We start from the raw sequence: 21,421 nt of genomic DNA, 5'->3' as shown, positions 1-21,421 counted from the left end.
CAGTCTCAGACCTGTTCAGCGCATTTTACACACAAGGTGGTGTAAGGAAGTATCTGCAGCCGGCGGGGATCAATCGGGTTGCCACAGCGCTCACAGTCATCCCCCTCGCCGGCGTCGATCCGTTCCAGGGCATGCTCGACCTGGGACAACTCCAGGCGGGATTCCTGCTCCAGGCCGTCGACCACTTCGTCGTTCTGGGTCTCTACCGCCTGCTCTTCGAAATCCCGGTTAATGGCGCCGTCTTCCCGACGCTGGTGGGCCTGCAGCCGCCGCAGGCGTGCCTGCAGGTCGGCCTTCAGGGTTTGCAGTTCCGTTTTGCGGTCGGTCATAGCGTCTCTCCCACAATTGATCTGATTGGCCGCGAACCCGTCATGCGGATCGGCGCGTCATTACGATGCCCCTGATTAAAGGACAGTAACGTTTTAACAAGCATATGCCCGCCCCGGGATTGATGCCCGTCAAAGCGTGGCTAATCAGCGTGCGCAACAATGGCTTTCACAGTGAAGGAGTTATCAGCAAAGCTCCGATCGTGTCACACACAACAACAGCCGTCTCCCACGTCTCCCTTTCTGACAGGGTATTGGAGCATAACGACCATGGATAATGATTTGATCGACAGTGTCCAGGAAAAATCCCGCCAGTTGGTTGAGCGGGCCACACTGTTTAATGAAACGCTGTTTGAACAGTTCACCAAGGCCACTGAACTGCAGGTGCTGGTATTCCGCCGTTACGCGGATGCCGCCGTAGAGCACGCCCGCAAGGTCTCTGAAATCCAAGACCTTGAAGACTACAAGGCGTTCTCGCAGGAGCAGGCGGAGGCGTTCAAGGCCATGAGCGAGCAGTTCAATGACGACTGGGAAGCCTGGCAGGAGTACTTCAACACCACCCGCCAGCAGCTTCACGACATTCTGGAGCTGGAAAACCGGTAGCACCCAGTGTCCCGACTGGTTAATTCGTTAACTTACTGCTTGTCTCTGAGGGTTCTGACCAAGGCGCCGCTGTGCCGATGTGGTGGTTCCACATCAAACAGTGGCAACACAGGCTCAGAGCCCTCAGAGACAAGCCCTTCGGGAGCCACTGACAACCCGAATAGCGTCGTTGCACTGTCTCGATTTGGAACCACCAAACCTTCACCAGCACGCCTAACTCTTCGGCTTGTCAGTGGCTCAGTAAGTCAACGAATTAACCAGTCGGGACACTAGCGATTCGCGGTCAGTGAGTCGCACCCTCACTGACCTGAAACAGCCCCGTCAGGTGTTTGAGTTTGTGGGCGGCGCTGTGGGTCAGCCGGGAGCTGTCTTCGAGTTCCGAGATCACTCGATTCATATCGCCAGCACTGCTGGCGACACTTTCAGTCTGGGCACTCTGGACGCCGTTGGTTTCAGCAATTCCTTCGATGGTGCGGAACAGCCGCTCCACCATCTGGGTCAATTCGTCGCTGTCCTCGGCGGCGGCTTCGGTCTGCGCCAGTCGACGGGCCATGTCCGCCATGCCATCTTCCATGGTTTGTACCGCTCTCCGGGTTTCTTCCTTGACCCGCAGCAGTCGCTCACCGATCTCCTCCGTGGCCTGGGACGTCCGACTGGCCAGTTGACGAACCTCGTCGGCTACCACCGCAAAGCCACGACCGGATTCCCCGGCCCTTGCAGCCTCAATGGCGGCGTTGAGCGCCAGCAGATTGGTCTGGGCGGCAATGTCATTGATCACTTCCGCGGTTTTGCTGATCTCATCGGTGCGGCTGTTGGCCGCACGAATGCTCTCGGCTGAGCGATCAATCACGTCCCGCAGCCCCCGGGTCTCCTCACTGACCCGGGCATATTGTTCCTGGGCGCGGGCGACCACCAATTGCAGACCCGATCGCATGTTGGCTGCCGTTTCCGAAGCCTCGTCGATTTCACCTTTTTGCTGGTTGGCACCGGCAAGCATCTGTTCGATGTCGCCGCTGACCTGGCGAATACGCTCATCGGCAAAGCGGTTCTGCGACATCAACTGTTCACTGGCGGCCCGGGATTCGGTGGCCAATCGGATCACCTGGCCGACCATCCCATCAAGACTGTCGATAAAGCTGTTGATCCAGCGCGCCAGGTCACCGGTTTCATCCCGGGCCATGGTGGCAAGATCCAGACGCTGACGCAGGTTACCGCCGCCCTCCGCGATGTTGCGGATCACCTCCGCCATGGTCGATAGCCGCCGGGCCAATGGCCTGGCCATGGACGCCCGGAACAACAGCACCGCAACCAGGGCCACCCCGGCGTTCACCGCTGCTTCCAGCCACAGTGGCACTGCCAGCGCCGCCATCGAGACATTGGCCAACCACATCAACACCACCATCAGGGCAAATCGGCTGGTCAACCGATAGCCCAGGGAGCGTTTGCGATAGACCTCTTCCAGATCCCCCTCACACATCATGCCCCAGCGGTCCGGCGACCCCGGTATCTGGAACGTTACCCCTTTGCCGATGACCGGTATATGGCGATAGTCGGAATACCCCGGATACTTGACGTAGAGGTTCTCCCCCCTGGCAATGGTTTCGCGGACGCCCGGGTGCAGTTTGCCGGTGGCAGGATCGGTAAAACGGATTTCGAACTCGGTGTGCTCGCGAATGCGCACGGTACCAAATCCGGTATCGATTCCGTCCTTGAGGTTGTCGCCATGACTGAACGTGGCGTCTTCGAAGCGGGATCGGGACAATGCGGTGCCCGGTGGGATCGTCGGATCGAAATGGCTGTCGATCATGAACAGGTAGTTATCGCCGGACTCTTCGAAAACATGCCCCGCCTCCCGCTGGATCAGGTCGCTCATTACGTCGTTCGGCACCCGGGCACACAGCACCGCCGGCTTGCCGTCAGCAAGCTGTATCGGTTGATAGAACATGAGGGTAACGGCGTCGTGAAAACGGGACGTGGTCGCACCCAGGGACTGGGTCACCGGGTCCCGATAGGGACCATGCAGGAAAGGCGCCTGGACACCCCGCGCAACCGCCGTTGGTGGCAGATCACGGGTGCCGACCCGGTTGCTCACGGTCGACGCCAGCACCTCACCACCGCTACTGACAATGGCCAACTCGGAAATCTCCCGCAGCCGACTGTCGGTGGCCGTCAGAATGGCCCGCGCGGGCTCCAGGGGCAGGCTGTCCAGGCTTTCCGCCATGCCACGAAGGAACGTCCACTTGTTCTCGGCCCAGGCAATCAGCACCTCTCTCCGGGTGCGGGCAATACTCTCAAAAATCTGTTCATTCACCGGGTAACTGTCCTGGTTCAGGTAGCAGGACCATGCCATCCTAACCTTGCCCATCGCCCCAAACCAGGGCAACCATCCCCGCTCCCGATCACTCAGGTTCATCGCATCGCTGTGCAATCTCATTGCTCTTACCTCCTGGGCGGTACTGCAGACCGACAGACCCCGATGCCTGTCGGCGAACTTCGATACCAGTTAGGAAGCAATCTTTGCGCCTGATTTTGTGAACTGGCTCACAGCGCAATTTTGGGGCGTCGATGAACCTGATCTGCCGTGAGGCATGTCGCCAGAGCACCATGGATGTGCAGAAAGAAAAAGAGCGCACCAACAAGGCGCGCTCTTTTCACTTTTCAGGCCCCGACTGCACCAGGCCAGCAAAATGCCGGATCAGACTTCCTTCTGCAGGTGGCCGGCATGGAAGCGCAGATGCTCCTCGATAAAGCTGGCGATGAAATAGTAGCTGTGGTCGTAGCCTTCATGCTGGCGCAGTGTCAGCGGATAACCGCTGTCTTTCGCCGCTGCCAGTAGTGCCTCAGGCTGCAGCTCCCGCTCCAGGAAGCTGTCCGCCAGCCCCTGGTCAACCAGCGCCGGAACAAGGTCCTGCTGTTTAGCCATCAGCACGCTGGCGTCGTAGCTCTGCCAGGCCTCTCTGTCATCCCCGAGATAGGCGGTGAACGCCTTCTGGCCCCAGGGCGCATTGCAGGGATTGCTGATCGGACTGAAGGCTGACACCGAAGCGTAGCGTTGCGGATTCCTCAGAGCTACGACCAGAGCGCCGTGCCCACCCATGGAATGCCCCGCCACCGAGCGGTGCTGACTGACTGGAAAATGCGCCTCCACCAGCGCGGGCAGCTCCGCCACCACATAGTCATACATGCGGTAGTGATCGCACCAGGGCGCCATGGTGGCATTGACATAGAACCCGGCTCCCAGGCCCAGATCGTAGGCCTGGTCCGGATCATCCGGAATGCCCTCGCCGCGGGGGCTGGTGTCCGGCGCCACGATGGCCATGCCCAGTTCCGCCGCGAGCCGCTGGGCACCGGCCTTCTGCATGAAGTTTTCGTCGGTGCAGGTCAACCCGGACAGCCAGTACAACACCGGCACTTTCTCCCCCAGCATGGCGGCCGGGGGCAGGTAGATGGCAAACTGCATAGTGCAGTCCAGCACCCGGGAAAAGTGGCGGTACTGCTTGTGCCAGCCTCCGAACGACTTGTTCTCGCTGACCAGCTCAAGAGCCACGGTTGCGTCTGACATGCCAGCCTTCCTCCTTGTCGAATCGTTGTCGATTATTGGTCGAAGTGAATCACGCTGCGGATGCTCTTACCCTCATGCATCAGATCAAAGGCTTCGTTGATACCTTCCAGCCCCATGGTGTGAGTGATGAAGTCGTCCAGACGGAACTCGCCGGCAAGATACTGCTCCACAATACCCGGCAGCTGGGAACGCCCCTTAACGCCGCCAAAGGCAGAGCCGCGCCAGACCCGGCCTGTCACTAACTGGAAGGGACGGGTGGAGATTTCCTGACCGGCGCCGGCCACGCCGATGACGACAGACTCGCCCCAGCCCTTATGACAACACTCCAAGGCGGAACGCATCACGTTGACGTTACCGATACACTCGAATGAGTAATCAACACCGCCATCGGTCAGCTCAACGATGACCTCCTGAATTGGCTTGTCATAGTCGTTGGGGTTGATGCAATCAGTAGCGCCAAGCTTGCGGGCCAGATCAAACTTGCTCTCGTTGATATCAACACCGATGATCCGGCTGGCCCCCGCCATGGTCGCACCAATAATGGCTGACAGACCGATGCCACCCAGACCGAAGATGGCCACCGTGTCGCCCTGCTCAACCTTGGCGGTATTCATCACCGCGCCCATGCCGGTGGTGACACCGCAGCCGAGCAGACACACTTCCTTCAGCGGGGCCTCGGGATTAACTTTGGCCAACGCGATTTCCGGCAGCACGGTGTACTCGGAGAAAGTGGAACAGCCCATGTAGTGATAGATCGGCTGGCCATCCTTGTAGAAACGGGTGGTGCCGTCCGGCATCAGGCCCTTGCCCTGGGTCTCGCGGATCTGCTGACAGAGGTTGGTTTTGCCTGAGGTGCAGAACTTGCACACGCCGCATTCCGGCGTATACAGCGGAATAACGTGATCGCCAGGCTTGACGCTGGTCACGCCCTCACCCACCTGTTCCACAATGCCGCCGCCCTCATGGCCGAGAATGGTCGGGAAGATACCCTCGGGGTCCTCACCCGACAGCGTGAAGGCATCGGTGTGGCAGACACCGCTGGCCTCGATACGCACCAGGACCTCACCGGCCTTGGGCAACATCACGTCCACTTCCTCGATGGTCAGCGGTTGGTTCGGTCCCCACGCGACGGCGGCGCGGGATTTGATGAACTGGTCAGACATTCGGTTACCCTCTCTCGGTTCCGTTTGTTGGCGAGCGTCTGACCACCGACATCGATCTGGTCAGGCTCAAAGACGCTCTTGCTTCTGTCAGTGTAAAAGAGATTTGGTTTAAGGAGCTTCTGATTAGCTCCGACTCACCTCTGCGAGTATATTGCCGACAGGATCTGCGATAATCTCCCAATCACTAAATTCACTTTTTCAGGATTGCAATAATGGCTCTTTGGGATGGTGTCCGGGAATTCCTCGCCGTAGCCGACGCCGGCAGCTTTACCGGTGCCAGCCACCGCCTTGGCATCTCCACCGCCAGCGTCAGTCGACAGGTTCGTCGCCTGGAAGAGAAGCTCACCTGCAAGCTGTTCCACCGTACCACCCGTCAGGTCTCGTTAACCGAGGCGGGGCAGCTCTATTACGGCCACTGCCGTACCGCCCTTGAGGGGCTCGAGGAAGCAGAACGGGCGGTCACCAACCTGCAGCGTCACCCCAGTGGCCAGCTTCGACTGACCGCGCCGGTGACCTACGGCGAAGAGCACATTGCGCCGCTGGTGAATACCTTCCTGGCCCAATACCCAGGACTGGAGATTACCCTGCAGCTGACCAACCAGACCCTGGACCTGCTGGAAGGCGGGTTCGATCTCGCAATCCGCCTGGGTAGGCTTAAGGACTCGTCGCTGATGGCCCGAAAGCTCGCCAACCGCAGCCTTCACGTCTGCGCGTCAGCGGATTACATCCGCGCCCATGGCCGCCCTCATACGCTGTCGGAACTCAGCCGTCATAACTGCCTGCTGGGATCGAACGATTTTTGGCGTTTCCGGGAACAGGGACGGGAGCGACTGGTGCGGGTCAGTGGCAGCCTGCACTGCAATTCGGGCAACAGTCTGACCGATGCCGCACTGCGGGGCATCGGGCTGGTTCAGTTGCCAGACTATTACGTGCAGTCACACCTGGACAGTGGCGCCCTGCTGGAGGTGCTCTCTGAGTACCGGGAACCGGAGGAAGGCATCTGGGCGCTCTACCCTCAGAACCGACACCTGACCCGCAAAGTGCGGTTGCTGGTGGACCACCTGGTGGAGGGTATCGGTCAGTCCCGGAGCTGACCGGGTCTGATCGGGCTTAGGATTCAGCCAATATTTCAGCGACCCGCGCCTGAATGGCCGGTACGACATCCGCCTCAAACCACGGATGACGACGTAACCACAGATTATTGCGGGGGCTGGGATGGGGCAGCGGTACGACGTCAGGCCAGAAATCCTGCCACTGGGCAACCCGTTGGGATACTGACTGCCTGGCTCCGGACAGATGGTAGGCCTGGGCGTACTGACCAATCACCAGCGTCAGACGGATATTGGGCAAGCGGCTCAGCAGTACTTCCCGCCAGGCCGGTGCGCACTCCGGTCGCGGCGGCAGATCACCGGACTTGCCAGTACCGGGGTAACAGAATCCCATGGGCAATATTGCCAACCGCTGCGGATCGTAGAAGGTCTGCCGATCGATGTTCATCCAGGCCCTCAGCCGGTCTCCGCTGGGGTCGTTGAACGGCAGCCCGGTCTCATGGACCCGGCGCCCGGGCGCCTGCCCGACCACCAGAATCCGTGACGATTCGCTGGCCTGAACCACCGGTCGCGGCGGATGCGGTAACTCGGCCTCACAAATCGTGCACTGCCGTACGCGCGCCAGCAGCTCATCAAACGATTCCACGGTGATCTGCTCCCCCATCGCTCATGGCAATAGTCTAAGCCGAAGACGCCTCAGGGTTGCGCCGGGTGGCGTCGGTACCGCGGGCCCGCTGCTCCAGGTACTCCACCAGCCGGAAACACAGCTCGATGTACTTCATCGCCTCGGCTTTTCCCACTTCAAAGCTGCGGGCGTGGGCAACCTTGTTTCGCAGCTGGCGCAGCTCGCTGAACAGTTTGGCCTTCTTGGTATCGACAAGGTCCTCGGCGATCAGCAGTGTCTCAATGTCTTTGTAGCGGGTATCGGAGCTCAGGTCGACACCGGGACGATGCCGAAGGACCAGGGTTTCCGCCGCCTCGTCCACTGCCCGCCAGGCTTCCAGTATGGAAGTGTTGGGGAGATGCTCAACCGAGGACAACAACAGGCAACGGCGATCAGCCAGCAGTTCGGGGAAAGCCGCCTGAGCATTGCGGGAGGCAGCTTTCAGTTCCTGATGGAACTCCACCTCCATGCCCTGGAAACGGAACCGTTTGGCCATCGGAATCAGGCGGGAAACCGGTCTTCGCAGCAGTACCAGACAAATGATAATGGATACTGGCCAAACCAGCTGCTGCAACAGTGCCAGGGTGAACTCCATCCAGTTCAACGTACAGTCCTTCCTTAGTTTTGGAGAATGTGAGTGCCCTACTGGCCGAGCACCCGATAGCTGTCTTCGATTTCTTCGGAGGGTGTGGCCTCAACCACCATCTCAAACTGGTAGCGATTGATCAGTGCCTGGTAGTCCTCACTGGCGGTGTACTCTCGAATGGCCTGATTGATCATCTCCAGATCCTGCTCGGAGGTGGTGCGCTTACTAAGCATCAGGTGAACCGGGTCCTGGTTCAAAAAGCGGCCATGCACCGACACCTGATCCACCAGATCCAGTGACGCGGCAGAGACATGCAGGCTGACACCATCACCCACCACCGCATCGATACGGCCGATTGTCAGCAGGTTCAGCAGCTGGCGGTTGCTGTTCAGCATCACCAGTCGATCCCGCTCCATCAGGACGTCCCGGTCGAGACCATCGAACGCCTGACCATAATAGCCACCGGCAATCGCGCCCAATACCAGGTTGAAGTCCTCAATAAGGGTTCCCAGCTCCTGGGTAGGCAGGCGATCCCGATCCTCCCTCCGTACCAGCAGCACAATCCGCTCCTGGCGATAAGGCACGGTGAAGCGGCTGTAGGCCTCACGCTCCGGCGTCACTGAGGCACCGGCCAACAGGTCGATGGTGCCCTCCTGCAGTTTGACCAGGGCGCGCTTCGACGGATAATCAACGAATTCATAATCGCAGCCGGCATGATCCAGGACACCTTTCACCAGCTCGTAATCCAGCCCCGCGCGACGCCCGTCGGCATCTCGGTACATGTAAGGCAACCAATCTGCCTGATTGATAACAAAGGAGCGGGAACACTCCGCCAGCGCCACCCCAGTGGCCCCCAGCAGCGCAAGGCCCGCACAGACCCCACGCAGGTATCTGGACCGTATGCTCATTACTACCTCCAGCCTTGCCGGTTGCGGGTGAAGCCATGCTTTCCGCGCCCCCCGTCCCAACATCGGCCTGCAACTGTTTTCAGCACCCAACGGTTTGATCCACTAAGCATAAGGGCAGCTCAGCCACTCTGCCAGCTCAACCACTCGTGCCGATCAACCAAACCGAACTAACGGAGAACACAGCGACCGGATGCGGGAAAGACTTGAGGCGCAGCATCGAAAAACGGAGAGACGTCGATCAGGGCGAATCAAAGACGCCCCGCAGTAACAGTCCCGACACCAGGCCAGCAACAGCACCGCCAAGCAGGGAGGAAAACCCCAGAAACGCAAATCCGGCAAAATCGGAGCGGCTGGGAAAGCCAGTCACAGCCATGACCAGCGACAACGCGGCCAGCCCACAGCTAGCGCCCGCGAGCAGCCCCGAGCCAAGTGGGCGGCCCCGGCACAGACACCAGGATTGCCAGATACCAAAGCTCACCCCGGCCAGAAGTGCCGGCACCAGACCGACCACATAAACGAACACCACCGCTGGGGTAAACGAAAACAGGTGTCCTCCAGCCAAGGGCCCTACCAGGCCAAATACAATCGTGCTGATCAGGATACAGAATCCCACCGCAACCAGGTTGCCGGCCGTCACCGACAAGCCTGACGCCGCCCTGCCCTCAAGTCGGTCCAGGGCCCGGGCAGCATCATCAGAATACGGCGAGTAATCATGGTCATCGATCAATTGCTGGTACAACGCCCGGGCCTCTGCCCTACCCTCGGGCAACAGCGCCTTGAGTCCGGCTTGGTGATAAAGCTGCCGTGGCGACATGGCCGCTCCTTGATCGTCTGAGGCGCTTGTATCCAGCATTACCCACCGTCCTGATTGCTTGGTGCCAGTGTATAAAACAAAACCCCGGAGCTGTTAACCCCGGGGTTTTGTCGTAAGGCGGACGCACGGCCCTGCCCCTCGCCAAAGCTGGCGCCGGACAGGAACCCCTGAGCAGGTTTACTGCTCGACGAAAGCCCGCTCGATCGCGTAGTGACCCACGTTGCCGTGTCGTGCTTCGTTGAAGCCCTTGGCATTCAGGATTGCACAGGTATCCTTCAGCATGCTGGGGCTGCCACAGATCATGAAACGATCGTTCTCCGGGTCCAGCTCCGGCAGACCCAGGTCGCTGGTCAGCTTACCGGTCTCCATGGCGTCGGTCAGGCGGCCCTGGTTGCGGAACTCTTCGCGGGTGACTGTCGGGTAGTACAGCAGTTTGCCGTCCACCATCTCGCCAAAGAACTCGTTATCCGGCAGCTCGGTAATCTCCTGCTGGTAGGCCAGCTCGCTGACGTAACGTACGCCGTGCGTCAGGATGACCTTGTCGAAGGCTTCATAGACTTCCGGGTCCTTGATGATGCTCATGAACGGCGCCAGACCGGTGCCGGTGGAGATCAACCACAGGTTCTTGCCCGGCAGCAGGTTGTCCAGAATCAGCGTGCCCGTGGGCTTGCGGCTGACCAGAATCTCGTCACCCACCTCAATCTGCTGGAGCCGGGACGTCAGCGGACCATCAGGTACCTTGATGGAGAAGAACTCCAGCTCTTCCTCATAATTGGCACTGGCGATACTGTACGCCCGCATCAGTGGCTTGCCATCGGTTTCCAGGCCAATCATGGTGAAGTGACCGTTCTTGAAACGGAAACCCGGGTCCCGGCTGGTAGTGAAGCTGAACAGAGTGTCGTTCCAGTGGCGGACACTGGTGACGGTTTCTTTATTCAAGTTGCTCATGATGCTGCCCGTTATCGCGAATGGTTATCAAATCGATATTGTACACATCCTACAGCAAATGTAACCTATCGATGAAATGGGATATTTTCATAACCTTATTCGGGAATACCGATTATGCGCTACAGCTTTCGCCAACTGGAGGTCTTCCTGGCCGCCGCCCACTTCCAGAACATCACCAAGGCCGCAGATTCCCTGGCCATGTCCCAATCGGCGGCAAGCAGCGCGCTGAAGGAGCTGGAGAACCAGTTCGGTATCCAACTGTTTGATCGTGTCGGAAAACGCTTACAACTGAATGAGCTGGGCCGGCTTTACCGACCCAAGGTGGAGTCGCTGCTGGCGCAGGCTGGCGAACTGGAACAGGCCTTCCTGCAACATACCGAAGTCGGCGCACTGAAAGTAGGTGCCACCTTGACCATAGGCAACTACCTGGCGGTGGAACTGATGGCCCGCTATATGAACTCTGACAATCACCCACGGGTATCGCTGGAAGTTGCCAACACCCGCACCATCGCCCAGCGGGTGATCGATTTCGAACTGGACATTGGGTTGATTGAAGGGGAACTGCAGTCCCCGGAGCTGGAAGTAATTCCCTGGCTGGCGGACGAACTGGTGGTGTTCTGTGCCGCCGACCATGCCCTCGCCCGGCAGAAAACTCTCAGTGACGACGACCTGCGCAGCGCCACCTGGATCATGCGGGAATCCGGCTCCGGCACCCGCCAGACCGCCGACCGAGGCCTCCATGGTCTGCTGCCGGACCTCAACATCCTGCTGGAACTGGAACACACCGAAGCCATCAAGCGCGCGGTTGAAGCCGGTCTGGGTATTGGCTGCCTGTCACGGGTGTGTCTGGAAGATGCCTTCCGGCGGGGAAATCTGGTGGAACTGGCGGTGCCGGAACACCGCCGTTTCGACCGCCAGTTCTACTTTATCCTCCACAAACAGAAGTACCGCAGTGCCGGTATCGACCGCTGGATGGCGTTGTGTCGGGAGCTGGAGCATTACGACGGCTTGTCGGAAATGGCTCGCTAAGCACCTAACGGCCCGCTATGAAACCGGAACTCGGTATCAGGGGCCTCGATCAGCTCCTGTTCGATTGCCAGGAACGTCGCCACCCGATCATCAATGCTCTCGCCGGCGGCCTGTTCCGCCAGTTTCAGATAATCCTGATAGTGGCGGGCTTCTGACTTCAGCAGGCTGGTGTAGAACTCCGCCAGCTTGTCGTCCAGGTACGGCGCCAACGCGGCAAAGCGCTCGCAGGAACGGGCTTCGATGATGGCGCCAACAATCAACACATCCACCAACCGACCGGGGTCCTCGCTGCGAACCGCCTGACGCAGCCCGGCGGCATAACGGGCCGGGGTCAGGTGGTCGTAGGTGACGCCACGCTTCTTCATGATCGCCAGCACCTGTTCGAAGTGGCGCAACTCCTCCCGGGCCAGACGGGACATCTTGTTGAGCAGGTCGGTGTTGTCGACGTAGCGGTACATCAGGCTCAGCGCCGTGGATGCGGCCTTCTTTTCGCAATGGGCATGGTCGATCAGCAGTAGGTCCTGATGGGCCAGCGCATCGTCGATCCAGCCCCTGGGGGTGCGACAGGGAAGGAAGCTGTGGATGTCGTCGAGAGCGGCAGTCATGGGGGCAAAATCACCGTGGAAATTCTAAGGGGGCGCGATTATACACGATTGACAAATGCCGTCCGACCACTGTCCAACTTAACTTTCATCATGGATTCCTATAGAATGCAGCGCCAGTTAGGGAGCCTGTGAGTAGCTCTTGGAGCGTATCTGCGAGCCCTGAAGCCTGCATTTCCAAGTGGTTCGGCACCCTCCGACCGACTCTCGCCAATGTCTTTGAACCTTGGCGAAATCCAGACTTCAGGGCTTGCGTTCCGGGATCTACTCAGAGGCTCCCAAGGCCTTTACGCCATAACACTCCTGCCTGGCAGCGACGCCGTAAGCGCGGGATATTCCAACTGATGAGGGTCCATATCGTGTTAGAAGCCTATCGTGAACACGTTGCAGAACGCGCGGCTCTGGGCATCCCCCCCAAGCCCCTGAATGCCGAACAGACAGCCGCACTGGTTGAACTGCTGAAAAACCCGCCGGCCGGCGAGGAAGAAACCCTGGTTGAGCTGCTGGAAAACCGCATCCCGCCGGGCGTTGACGAAGCCGCCTATGTAAAGGCCGCCTTCCTGACTGCGATCGTTAAGGGCGAAGCAGAATCTCCGCTGGTCAACAAGCAGAAAGCCGTGCAACTGCTGGGCATGATGCAGGGCGGCTACAACATCGCCACCCTGGTCGACCTGCTGGACAACGCCGAGCTGGCCGAGCTGGCTGGCGAACAGCTGAAGAAAACCCTGCTGATGTTCGACGCCTTCAACGATGTGAAGGAAAAAATGGACGCCGGCAACGCCGTCGCCAAGAGCATCATGGAATCCTGGGCCAATGCCGAGTGGTTCACCAACAAGAAAGCCGTTCCCGAGAGCATGAAGATGGTCGTGTTCAAGGTCACTGGCGAAACCAACACTGACGATCTGTCTCCGGCTCCGGATGCCTGGTCCCGCCCGGACATCCCGCTGCACGCCCGCGCCATGTACAAGATGGAGCGTGACGGTCTGACTCCGGAAGAGCCCGGCGTGACCGGCCCGATCAAGCAGATCGAAGAAATCCAGTCCAAGGGCCTGCCGGTTGCCTTCGTGGGTGACGTGGTCGGTACCGGTTCTTCCCGTAAGTCCGGCACCAACTCGGTTCTGTGGTACTTCGGTGAAGACATGCCGGGCGTGCCGAACAAGCGTGCCGGTGGTGTCTGTATCGGTAACAAGGTTGCCCCGATCTTCTTCAACACCATGGAAGACGCCGGTGCCCTGGTCTTCGAAGCGCCTGTTGACGACATGAACATGGGCGACGTGATCGAAATCCGTCCCTACGACGGCAAGATCCTGAACGAAGCCGGCGAAACCGTCTCCGAGTTCAGCTTCAAGTCCGACGTGATCCTGGACGAGGTTCAGGCTGGCGGCCGTATCCCGCTGATCATCGGTCGTGGCCTCACCAACAAGGCCCGCGAAGTGCTCGGCCTGGGCGCCACCGACACCTTCCGTCTGCCGGTTGATCCGGAAGCCGGTACCAAGGGCTTCTCCCTGGCCCAGAAGATGGTTGGCAAGGCCTGCGGCCTGGAAGAAGGCAAAGGCGTTCGTCCTGGCACCTACTGCGAGCCGAAGATGACGACAGTAGGCTCCCAGGACACCACCGGTCCGATGACCCGTGACGAACTGAAAGACCTGGCCTGCCTGGGCTTCCAGTCCGATCTGGTGATGCAGTCTTTCTGTCACACCGCCGCTTATCCGAAGCCGGTTGACGTTGAAATGCAGCACACCATGCCGGACTTCATCCAGACCCGTGGCGGTGTGGCCCTGCGTCCGGGCGACGGCATCATCCACTCCTGGCTGAACCGCATGCTGCTGCCGGACACCGTCGGTACCGGTGGTGACTCCCACACCCGCTTCCCGATGGGTATCTCCTTCCCGGCTGGTTCCGGTCTGGTGGCTTTCGCCGCCGCTACCGGCGTTATGCCGCTGGATATGCCGGAGTCTGTGCTGGTTCGCTTCAAAGGCGAAATGCAGCCGGGCATCACCCTGCGTGATCTGGTACACGCCATCCCGCTGTACGGCATCAAGCAGGGCATGCTGACCGTCGAGAAGAAAGGCAAGATCAACGAATTCTCCGGTCGCATCCTGGAAATCGAAGGTCTGGAGCACCTGACCGTTGAGCAGGCGTTCGAGCTGTCTGACGCCTCTGCCGAGCGTTCCGCGGCCGGTTGTACCATCAACCTGTCTGAAGACTCCGTGGCCGAGTACCTGCGCTCCAACATCACCATGCTGCGCTGGATGATTGCCGAAGGTTATGGCGATCCGCGTACCCTGGAGCGTCGTGCCAAGGCAATGGAAGACTGGCTGGCCAACCCGAGCCTGATGCGCGCCGACAAGGACGCCGAGTACTCTCACGTTATCGAGATCGATCTGGCCGACATCAAAGAGCCGATCGTTTGCTGCCCGAACGATCCGGACGACGCCAAGTTCCTGTCCGAAGTGGCTGGCGACAAGGTCGACGAAGTGTTCATCGGCTCCTGCATGACCAACATTGGTCACTTCCGCGCCGCCGGCAAGCTGCTGGAGCAGAACAAGGAACCGCTGAAGACGCGGCTGTGGATGTCTCCGCCCACCAAGATGGATCAGCAACAGCTGATGGAAGAAGGCTACTTCAACACCTACGGCACCGCCGGTGTTCGCACCGAAATGCCGGGTTGTTCCCTGTGTATGGGTAACCAGGCACGTGTGGCCGCCAAGTCCACCGTTCTGTCCACCTCCACCCGGAACTTCCCGAACCGTCTGGGTGATGGCGCCAACGTCTACCTGACCTCTGCCGAACTGGCTGCGGTCGGTGCGGTTCTCGGCAAGCTGCCAAGCCCGGCCGAGTACATGGAGTACGCCAAGGACCTGAACAGCATGTCTGGCGAGATCTACAAGTATCTCAACTTCGACCAGATGGAGGACTACACCAAGAAGGCCGCCGAAGCCAGCGTGAGCTGAGCTTCCGGCCCGACCGGTTAGTCAACCGCCAGGCCCTGCCCCGGAACCCGACTCGCTGTCGGCTGCGGGGCACCTGAAAAAACCGCGACTCTGGTCGCGGTTTTTTTGTTTGCAGCAACTGGCTGGATTCACTAGATTATGGCGCTACCCGACAGGGGCGGGACTGAACCCTGTGATTACAACGACCATACAAGGAACAGAAGATGGCTCACATTGATATGTCACTATTGTCGATCCAGTGCTTTATGGACGATGGCAAGCTTAACGCCCACGAACTCGACAAGATGGTCGCTCTGGCCGAAGCGGATGGCGTCGTTACCAACGAAGAGATTGAGGTGTTGAAGAGCGTGATCCGGCGCATCAAGCCAGAAGAAGTGGATGCAGCCATGAGAGAGCGCCTGGAGGCGCTGAGCGCGAAGTTCGCGCTATAACAACTCAGCTGAAGGGATAACGGAGCACCTCTGCACCGATGCCGGCAGGGATGCTCCAATGCCAACCAGGAGCACGTCAGGCCAGCATCAGCCGAACCAGAATGCCCACCACTACAACCAGCGTAATCCACTTCACCCACTGGGCCCCTTTCTCACCCATGTTGACCTTGACCGCCAGGTAGGCGCCGGTGATATTACCAAGAGCCAACACCAGACCAAAGGCCCAGCGCACCTGATCACTGATCGCGAAGATCAGCAGCGCCGGCAGGGTATACATCAGCACGATAAACACCTTGAGCACATTGACCTGGGGCAGATCGATGCGCAGCATCCGGTAAAGCACCACAATGAACAGCACCCCTACCCCAACCTGGATGAACCCGCCATAGCCACCGATCAGGAACATTGCCAGGTAGACCGTCGGCGTCAGCCGCTCCGGCGTTAGAGGCCGGGTGTCGAGTTTGGGTTGCGGCAGCAGCATGAACAGCGAGGCCCCGGCCATCGCGGTGACCAGCACCGCCTCAAAGACAGCATCGGATACGCCGGTTGCGAGCCAGGCACCAACCAGGGAGCCAATCACCGCGGGAATGGCCAGCCGCAGACCAACCGCAAGATTTCCATGCCCCATCCGCCGGAACCCACTCACAGCGCTGACGCTCTGCAGGGTCACAGCAACCCGGTTGGTGCCATTGGCAACCTGAGGCGGCAAGCCGAGGAACATCAGTAACGGCAGAGTCAGCATGGACCCGCCTGCGGACAATACGTTGATAAATCCGGCGATGCCGCCCACTGCGAGCATCGCCAGTACTTCCAGAAGAGACATGTCGGCTATCCGTTCAGGCCGGCACGGCTCCCCCTGTGTGGCGACCCCGTCGGCGATTCCAGGCAAACAGGGCAATGAACACCACCAGCCCTGCAACATCCAGCCCAATCAGGCCGTGAGGCCAAAGCATTACCCCTCCAGCGACGAAAATCAACAGCCTTTCAATAAGCTGCAGACGATTTTCAAGGAAGCCTTCAAGTCCACCAACAATGGCGTAGATGCCAAACAGGGCAAAGCCGAAGGTCACCAGCATCTCCGTCAAGTCCCCGGTGATCAGAGGCGAATAGGCGAACAGCAACGGTACAATGTAAAGCCCCTTGGCCAGCTTCCAGGCAGTAAACCCGGTCCGCATCTGCGGGGTGCCGGCAATGGCGGCCGCTGCAAAGGCCGTCAGGCATACCGGTGGCGTCACGTTGGAGTCCTGGGATAGCCAGAAGATCACCATGTGAGCCGCCACCAACGCCATCGACAGAGTAGCCGGCGAAAGCGCCTGCTCCAGCAACTGACTGGAGAAGGTATCCGGCACCACCGCCAACAGCGATTCAGCGGTCGCCCGGTCCATCGGCGCATTGAGCAGCTCCATTCGGTCAGGGGCCGCCAACATGAAGATGGCCTTGGCCTGTTCCGGCAAGCCGCCGGCCATCATCAGCTCCAACAGCTGGCTCTGGGCGATCAGTTGGTAGATCGCCGGTGCAGACAGGGTCGCCAGGACAATGTAGGCCGCGGTCACCGGCAACCCCATACCAAGCACCAGAGAGGCCAGCGCCACCAGGACAATGGTCACCAGCAGGCTGCCACCGGCCCAGTCGGTAATCATCAGCGAGAAGGTATTACCGATGCCGGTGGTGGAGACCACCATCACGATCAGGCCCACCGTGATCAGCAGGATTGCCGTGGTCATGATGTTCCGGGACCCCATCGCCAAGGCGTCCAGGATATCCCGCAAGCCCATTGGATGACGGGACAGCCAGGAAGCACCAATGACCGAAAGGATAGCGATCCCCGCCGCGTAGGTTGGCGTAAAGCCGTAGATCAGCGCCGCCACCAGCACCACCAGCGGCAGCAGGAAGTGCCAGCCGTCGAGCAGTACCTCCTTCAGCGAGGGCGCCGATTCGTCCTCCAGTTTCACCGCATGGCTGCGCCGGGCCTCCACTCGCACGAACATCGCCACCGAGAGGAAATACAGAATTGCCGGCAGCGCCGCCACGGCGATGATGGTGAGATAGGACACCTGAGTATAGGACGCCATGATAAACGCCCCTGCCCCCATCACCGGAGGCATCAGTTGCCCGCCGGTCGACGCTGCGGCCTCGACACCGGCGGCAAAGCGTGCCGGAAAGCCCGCCTTGCGCATCAGGGGGATGGTAATGACACCAGTCGATACCGTATTGGCAACACTGGAGCCAGACACCGATCCCATCAGCCCCGACGAGAACACCGCCACAAACCCCGGCCCGCCAACAAACCGACCGGCGGCGCAGCGAGCCAGTTCAATGATGAAATCCCCGGCACCGGACTTGACGAGGAAGGCCCCAAACAGAATGAACATGAACACGTAGGTCCATGAAATGCGGGCAATGGAGCCCAGCATGCCCTCACCACCGATGTAGGAACGAAACAGCACCGTTTCCCAGGTCAGCCCGGGAAAGCTGAAGATGCCTTCGACATACTGTCCCCACCAGGCGACGTAGGTCAGCGCCACAACACACAGTGCCGGAATGAACCAGCCTACGGTACGGCGGGCAAACTCCAGCACAAGAACCACCGCGGTGATGGAGACGATCCAGTCACCGGTGTCGAAATTCACCCCGCGCTGGTAGAGCTGGTCCTCAAACAGGATGACATAGACGGCACAAGCGACTGCGGCGACCCCGAACAGCAGGTCCAGCCCCAGCACCAGCCGCCGCCCCGAGGGCGAACGGCCCCGGAGCATCGGCGTGGTCAGCGCGCACAGCAGGCCGAAGAAGCCAAAGTGCAACGCGGAGGTCCACACCTCCGACAGCGTCGAAAAGGTGTTGAAGTACAGGTGAGTCAGCGAGGTCAGAATTGCCAGCAGGAAGATTGCCGGCCCCAGCAGCCGATGGCCCAACCGCTCATCCGCCTCACTGACGGTGTCGTCGCGAACCGCCGGCTGCGGCTCGCCTTCGGACTGGTTACGATCCACCCGACCTCACTCCTGAACCAGGCGGTCCGGAATGGTCAGGCCCTGCTCCCGGTAGAACCGGAGCGCGCCCGGATGCAGCGGCATGGGCAGACCGGCAATGGCCTTCTCCAGGGCCATCGCCTTGGTAGCGGGATGGATGTTGTTCAGGAACGGCAGGTTCTCATAAATGGTCTTGGTGATCTGGTAGACATCGTCTTCGGAGACATCGTTCCGAACCGCCAGAATGTTGGGCTGGGCAATGGTATGGATATCCTCGTCCTGGTTGGGATAGGTGCCCGCGGCAATCACGTAGGGGGTCCAGAGTTCGAAATCGCTGTTCACTTTCGCCAGCTGCTGGTCGGTGAACGACAGCGTAGTAATGTCATCCCCCAGGCTGGCGTAGGCACGGGTGACCGCAGTTGCCGGTGCCCCGGCCGGGATGTTCATGCCATCGATGTTGCCGTTCTGCAGTGCGTCCGCGCTGGGACCGTAACCGAGATACGCCAGATCCACCTGCTCCACATCGATGCCGAGCTTACCAAGGATGAAACGGCCGGAGCCTTCGGTGCCGGAATTTCGCTTGCCGATCGAGAAGCTCTCACCATAGAGGTTGGTCATGTCGGCAATAGTGCCGGTTTCAGCCACTTCCTGGCGCACCACAAAGTGTTCCACGTTCTGCCACAGCATAGAGACCGAACGCAGGCCCTCGTATTTCTTGTCGACCGGGCCGGTGCCGTTCCATGCATACGCACCATACAGGCCCTGCAGGATACCGAACTGGATCTGGCCCTCATCGAGCAGCTTCAGGTTCTCGCCGGAGCCGGCGGAGCTGATGGCGGAGACCGCGATGTCGGTCGAGGGTTCCAGCTTAACCTTGATCAGCGTCGAAATCGCAACGCCCACCGGGTAGTAGGTACCACCGGTAGTGGCGGTGCCCATCACATAGTCCCCGGCCCCCTGAGCCGCGCCGGCCAGCCCAAGTACCGCTGTCGCGACCCAACCGCGGGAGCTCTTGCCAAATCGTGTCTGTGTCATTTTCAGGTTCCTTCTTGTGTTTGTTATTAACGACTGTGTGTGCAGCCTGCCAGAGCCCTGCCCTACGATGGGTCAGTCTCTTGATTTAACGGGGGGAATTTACGTTCACAACATAGCTTGCCTGACCGTTCGGTGCCATGTCGCCACCCCGCTATTGGACTTATGTATAAGCTATCGGTGTGAGAGTCGGCCACAAAAAAGGCGCTCCGTGGAGCGCCTTTTCAGAAGCAGGTGTGGAGGCCGCGTTCAGCAGCCTCCTGCTGCCATCAGGAGCCCATCGCCTGATCGAAGGCGTCCTGGGTTTCCTTGGGCGGCTCACCGCCGGCCAGGGACACTGCAACGATGGCAATCGTTGCCAGGATGAAGCCCGGGATGATCTCGTACAGGTCGAGAATACCACCGGACATGTTGCCCCAGATCACCACGGTCGCACCACCAACCACGATACCGGCAACCGCACCGGCGCGGGTCATCCGCTTCCAGTACAGCGACAGGATCAGGGCCGGACCAAAGGCGGCACCGAAGCCGGCCCAGGCGTAGGAGACCAGCTCCAGAACCTTGCTGTCCGGATCAAAGGCCAGCGCACAGGCAATCACGGCGATACCAACAACGGCCAGACGACCAACCCAGACCAGCTCGCCCTGGGAGGCTTCGCGACGGAACAGCGCCTTGTAGAAGTCTTCTGCCAGGGCCGACGAGGAAACCAGCAGCTGGGAGTCTGCGGTACTCATGATCGCAGCCAGAATGGCAGCCAGCAGGATACCGGCAATGACCGGATGGAACAGGGCGTCTACCAGCAGGATGAAGGCGCGCTCGCCGTCTTCCAGTGGGGTCTCGAAGTAACCGATGGCGGCAAAGCCGACCAGCAGCGCGCCGAACAGGCCCAGAGCACTCCAGATCACCGCGATACGACGGGCAGCCGGGATGTCGGCTTCGCTGCGAATCGCCTTGAAGCGGGCGAGGATGTGCGGCTGACCAAAGTAACCCAGACCCCAGCCCAGCAGGGACAGGATGGCAATTACGGTCATCGGAGAGCCATCAGAGCTTGTCAGAGCCGACAGGAACTCCGGATTCTTCGCTTCCATGGCTGCTTTGGTCGCACCCCAGCCGCCGTCAGCATTGATCGCGATGATCGGTACCAGCAGCAGGGCAGCAAACATCAGCAGGCCCTGGATAACGTCCGTCCAGGCAACTGCCAGGAAGCCACCGAAGAAGGTGTAGGAAACCACGGCCAGAGTACCGATAACCACCGCGGTGGTGTAGTCCAGACCAAATACGGTTTCAAACAGCTTACCGCCAGCTACCAGACCTGAACTGGTGTAGAACAGGAAGAACAGCAGGATAAAGAACGCGGAAACCACCCGCAGGATGCGCGAGGTATCGTGGAACCGGTTCTCGAAGAAAGACGGCAGGGTCAGCGAGTCACCAGCGGCCAGCGAGTAGGTCCGCAGGCGACGGGCGACGAAGAGCCAGTTCAGCCAGGTACCGGCCAACAGACCGATGGCAATCCAGACTGCCTCGTAACCGGCCGCATAGGCGTAACCGGGCAGACCGAGCAGCAGCCAGCCACTCATGTCGGAGGCACCGGCACTCAGGGCCGACGGCAGGGGGCCAAGACTCCGGCCACCCAGGATGTAGTCTGACAGGTTCGATGTTCGGCGATAGGCTACGTAGCCTACCCCGAGCATGAGCAGGATATAAAAGATAAAGGTCAGGCTGACGCCGATGTTGCCTTCAATCATTATAATTATCTCCCAGTGCGCTGTGTCGCTCTTTGTTAT

The 21,421-nt window shown here is 59.9% G+C and carries 19 protein-coding genes; 5 read left to right on the top strand and 14 right to left on the bottom strand.

Annotation, left to right across the window (positions count from 1 at the left end; translation table 11 throughout):
- Positions 1-5: 5 nt before the first annotated feature.
- Positions 6-329, bottom strand: a complete 324-nt coding sequence (locus tag J2887_RS08825) for a TraR/DksA family transcriptional regulator (RefSeq protein ID WP_227175604.1) — start codon at positions 327-329, stop codon at positions 6-8.
- A gap of 267 nt (positions 330-596) precedes the next feature.
- On the opposite strand from J2887_RS08825, the gene J2887_RS08820 reads away from it, so the two are divergent.
- The gene (locus J2887_RS08820; protein WP_227175603.1) at positions 597-929 is read left to right on the top strand and encodes a phasin family protein; all 333 of its coding nucleotides are present in this window, start codon (positions 597-599) and stop codon (positions 927-929) included.
- A 283-nt stretch (positions 930-1,212) separates the two neighbouring features.
- Here J2887_RS08820 and J2887_RS08815 read toward each other — a convergent pair whose 3' ends face one another.
- From J2887_RS08815 to J2887_RS08805, 3 genes are all read right to left on the bottom strand, one after another.
- Complete coding sequence (locus J2887_RS08815) at positions 1,213-3,363, bottom strand: methyl-accepting chemotaxis protein (protein ID WP_227175602.1); 2,151 nt, start codon at positions 3,361-3,363, stop codon at positions 1,213-1,215.
- A 261-nt stretch (positions 3,364-3,624) separates the two neighbouring features.
- Positions 3,625-4,476 carry an S-formylglutathione hydrolase gene (gene fghA, locus J2887_RS08810; RefSeq protein WP_324197265.1) on the bottom strand — a complete coding sequence of 284 codons (852 nt, stop codon included), beginning with the start codon at positions 4,474-4,476 and terminating at the stop codon, positions 3,625-3,627.
- A 47-nt stretch (positions 4,477-4,523) separates the two neighbouring features.
- On the bottom strand, positions 4,524-5,654 hold the full coding sequence (locus tag J2887_RS08805; RefSeq protein ID WP_227175599.1) for an S-(hydroxymethyl)glutathione dehydrogenase/class III alcohol dehydrogenase: 1,131 nt from the start codon (positions 5,652-5,654) through the stop codon (positions 4,524-4,526).
- 212 nt (positions 5,655-5,866) lie between these two features.
- On the opposite strand from J2887_RS08805, the gene J2887_RS08800 reads away from it, so the two are divergent.
- Positions 5,867-6,748 (top strand): LysR family transcriptional regulator, encoded by an 882-nt coding sequence (locus J2887_RS08800; RefSeq protein WP_227175597.1) that lies wholly within the window; start codon positions 5,867-5,869, stop codon positions 6,746-6,748.
- Positions 6,749-6,764: 16 nt separating this feature from the next.
- Here J2887_RS08800 and J2887_RS08795 read toward each other — a convergent pair whose 3' ends face one another.
- The 5 genes from J2887_RS08795 to J2887_RS08775 form a co-directional block, all read right to left on the bottom strand.
- Positions 6,765-7,349, bottom strand: coding sequence for a uracil-DNA glycosylase family protein (locus tag J2887_RS08795; RefSeq protein WP_228752849.1), 585 nt, complete (start codon positions 7,347-7,349; stop codon positions 6,765-6,767).
- Positions 7,350-7,383: 34 nt separating this feature from the next.
- Positions 7,384-7,971, bottom strand: coding sequence for a hypothetical protein (locus J2887_RS08790; RefSeq protein ID WP_228752848.1), 588 nt, complete (start codon positions 7,969-7,971; stop codon positions 7,384-7,386).
- 38 nt (positions 7,972-8,009) lie between these two features.
- Positions 8,010-8,861 (bottom strand): substrate-binding periplasmic protein, encoded by an 852-nt coding sequence (locus J2887_RS08785; protein WP_227175595.1) that lies wholly within the window; start codon positions 8,859-8,861, stop codon positions 8,010-8,012.
- Positions 8,862-9,099: 238 nt separating this feature from the next.
- Positions 9,100-9,714 (bottom strand): hypothetical protein, encoded by a 615-nt coding sequence (locus tag J2887_RS08780; RefSeq protein WP_227175594.1) that lies wholly within the window; start codon positions 9,712-9,714, stop codon positions 9,100-9,102.
- A gap of 138 nt (positions 9,715-9,852) precedes the next feature.
- The gene (locus J2887_RS08775; RefSeq protein WP_227175593.1) at positions 9,853-10,623 is read right to left on the bottom strand and encodes a ferredoxin--NADP reductase; all 771 of its coding nucleotides are present in this window, start codon (positions 10,621-10,623) and stop codon (positions 9,853-9,855) included.
- A 114-nt stretch (positions 10,624-10,737) separates the two neighbouring features.
- Between J2887_RS08775 and J2887_RS08770 the strand changes: the two genes are divergently transcribed.
- Positions 10,738-11,652, top strand: coding sequence for a LysR family transcriptional regulator (locus J2887_RS08770; RefSeq protein WP_227175592.1), 915 nt, complete (start codon positions 10,738-10,740; stop codon positions 11,650-11,652).
- Here the strand turns inward: J2887_RS08770 and J2887_RS08765 are convergent.
- Complete coding sequence (locus J2887_RS08765) at positions 11,649-12,257, bottom strand: tRNA-(ms[2]io[6]A)-hydroxylase (RefSeq protein ID WP_227175589.1); 609 nt, start codon at positions 12,255-12,257, stop codon at positions 11,649-11,651. The genes J2887_RS08770 and J2887_RS08765 overlap by 4 nt on opposite strands.
- A 356-nt stretch (positions 12,258-12,613) precedes the next feature.
- Here J2887_RS08765 and J2887_RS08760 point away from each other — a divergent pair, with 356 nt between their 5' ends.
- Positions 12,614-15,208 (top strand): bifunctional aconitate hydratase 2/2-methylisocitrate dehydratase, encoded by a 2,595-nt coding sequence (locus J2887_RS08760; protein ID WP_227176088.1) that lies wholly within the window; start codon positions 12,614-12,616, stop codon positions 15,206-15,208.
- A gap of 203 nt (positions 15,209-15,411) precedes the next feature.
- A complete protein-coding gene (locus J2887_RS08755) occupies positions 15,412-15,639 on the top strand; it encodes a hypothetical protein (RefSeq protein WP_227175588.1) in 228 nt (75 codons plus the stop codon).
- Positions 15,640-15,715: 76 nt separating this feature from the next.
- Here J2887_RS08755 and J2887_RS08750 read toward each other — a convergent pair whose 3' ends face one another.
- The 4 genes from J2887_RS08750 to putP form a co-directional block, all read right to left on the bottom strand.
- Positions 15,716-16,462, bottom strand: a complete 747-nt coding sequence (locus J2887_RS08750; protein ID WP_227175587.1) for a sulfite exporter TauE/SafE family protein — start codon at positions 16,460-16,462, stop codon at positions 15,716-15,718.
- 13 nt (positions 16,463-16,475) lie between these two features.
- On the bottom strand, positions 16,476-18,626 hold the full coding sequence (locus J2887_RS08745; RefSeq protein WP_227175586.1) for a TRAP transporter permease: 2,151 nt from the start codon (positions 18,624-18,626) through the stop codon (positions 16,476-16,478).
- A gap of 6 nt (positions 18,627-18,632) precedes the next feature.
- On the bottom strand, positions 18,633-19,640 hold the full coding sequence (locus tag J2887_RS08740; RefSeq protein WP_227175585.1) for a TAXI family TRAP transporter solute-binding subunit: 1,008 nt from the start codon (positions 19,638-19,640) through the stop codon (positions 18,633-18,635).
- A gap of 266 nt (positions 19,641-19,906) precedes the next feature.
- Entirely contained in the window at positions 19,907-21,382 is a 1,476-nt protein-coding gene (putP, locus tag J2887_RS08735) for a sodium/proline symporter PutP (protein ID WP_227175584.1), read from the bottom strand.
- Between the last annotated feature and the right edge of the window lie 39 nt (positions 21,383-21,421).

Origin of the sequence: Marinobacter sp. CA1 (assembly GCF_020546665.1) — a bacterium.
Lineage (GTDB): Bacteria > Pseudomonadota > Gammaproteobacteria > Pseudomonadales > Oleiphilaceae > Marinobacter > Marinobacter xestospongiae.
Note: the sequence above shows the minus strand (reverse complement) of the source record. Positions and strands in the feature narration are given on the sequence as shown.

What these genes read in the sequence shown, in the direction of transcription:
- J2887_RS08825 (WP_227175604.1), bottom strand. Translation starts at nt 329, where the DNA reads ATGACCGACCGCAAAACGGAACTGCAAACCCTGAAGGCCGACCTGCAG.
- J2887_RS08820 (WP_227175603.1), top strand. Translation starts at nt 597, where the DNA reads ATGGATAATGATTTGATCGACAGTGTCCAGGAAAAATCCCGCCAGTTG.
- J2887_RS08815 (WP_227175602.1), bottom strand. Translation starts at nt 3,363, where the DNA reads ATGAGATTGCACAGCGATGCGATGAACCTGAGTGATCGGGAGCGGGGA.
- J2887_RS08805 (WP_227175599.1), bottom strand. Translation starts at nt 5,654, where the DNA reads ATGTCTGACCAGTTCATCAAATCCCGCGCCGCCGTCGCGTGGGGACCG.
- J2887_RS08800 (WP_227175597.1), top strand. Translation starts at nt 5,867, where the DNA reads ATGGCTCTTTGGGATGGTGTCCGGGAATTCCTCGCCGTAGCCGACGCC.
- J2887_RS08785 (WP_227175595.1), bottom strand. Translation starts at nt 8,861, where the DNA reads ATGAGCATACGGTCCAGATACCTGCGTGGGGTCTGTGCGGGCCTTGCG.
- J2887_RS08780 (WP_227175594.1), bottom strand. Translation starts at nt 9,714, where the DNA reads ATGCTGGATACAAGCGCCTCAGACGATCAAGGAGCGGCCATGTCGCCA.
- J2887_RS08775 (WP_227175593.1), bottom strand. Translation starts at nt 10,623, where the DNA reads ATGAGCAACTTGAATAAAGAAACCGTCACCAGTGTCCGCCACTGGAAC.
- J2887_RS08770 (WP_227175592.1), top strand. Translation starts at nt 10,738, where the DNA reads ATGCGCTACAGCTTTCGCCAACTGGAGGTCTTCCTGGCCGCCGCCCAC.
- J2887_RS08765 (WP_227175589.1), bottom strand. Translation starts at nt 12,257, where the DNA reads ATGACTGCCGCTCTCGACGACATCCACAGCTTCCTTCCCTGTCGCACC.
- J2887_RS08755 (WP_227175588.1), top strand. Translation starts at nt 15,412, where the DNA reads ATGGCTCACATTGATATGTCACTATTGTCGATCCAGTGCTTTATGGAC.
- J2887_RS08750 (WP_227175587.1), bottom strand. Translation starts at nt 16,462, where the DNA reads ATGTCTCTTCTGGAAGTACTGGCGATGCTCGCAGTGGGCGGCATCGCC.
- J2887_RS08740 (WP_227175585.1), bottom strand. Translation starts at nt 19,640, where the DNA reads ATGACACAGACACGATTTGGCAAGAGCTCCCGCGGTTGGGTCGCGACA.
- putP (WP_227175584.1), bottom strand. Translation starts at nt 21,382, where the DNA reads ATGATTGAAGGCAACATCGGCGTCAGCCTGACCTTTATCTTTTATATC.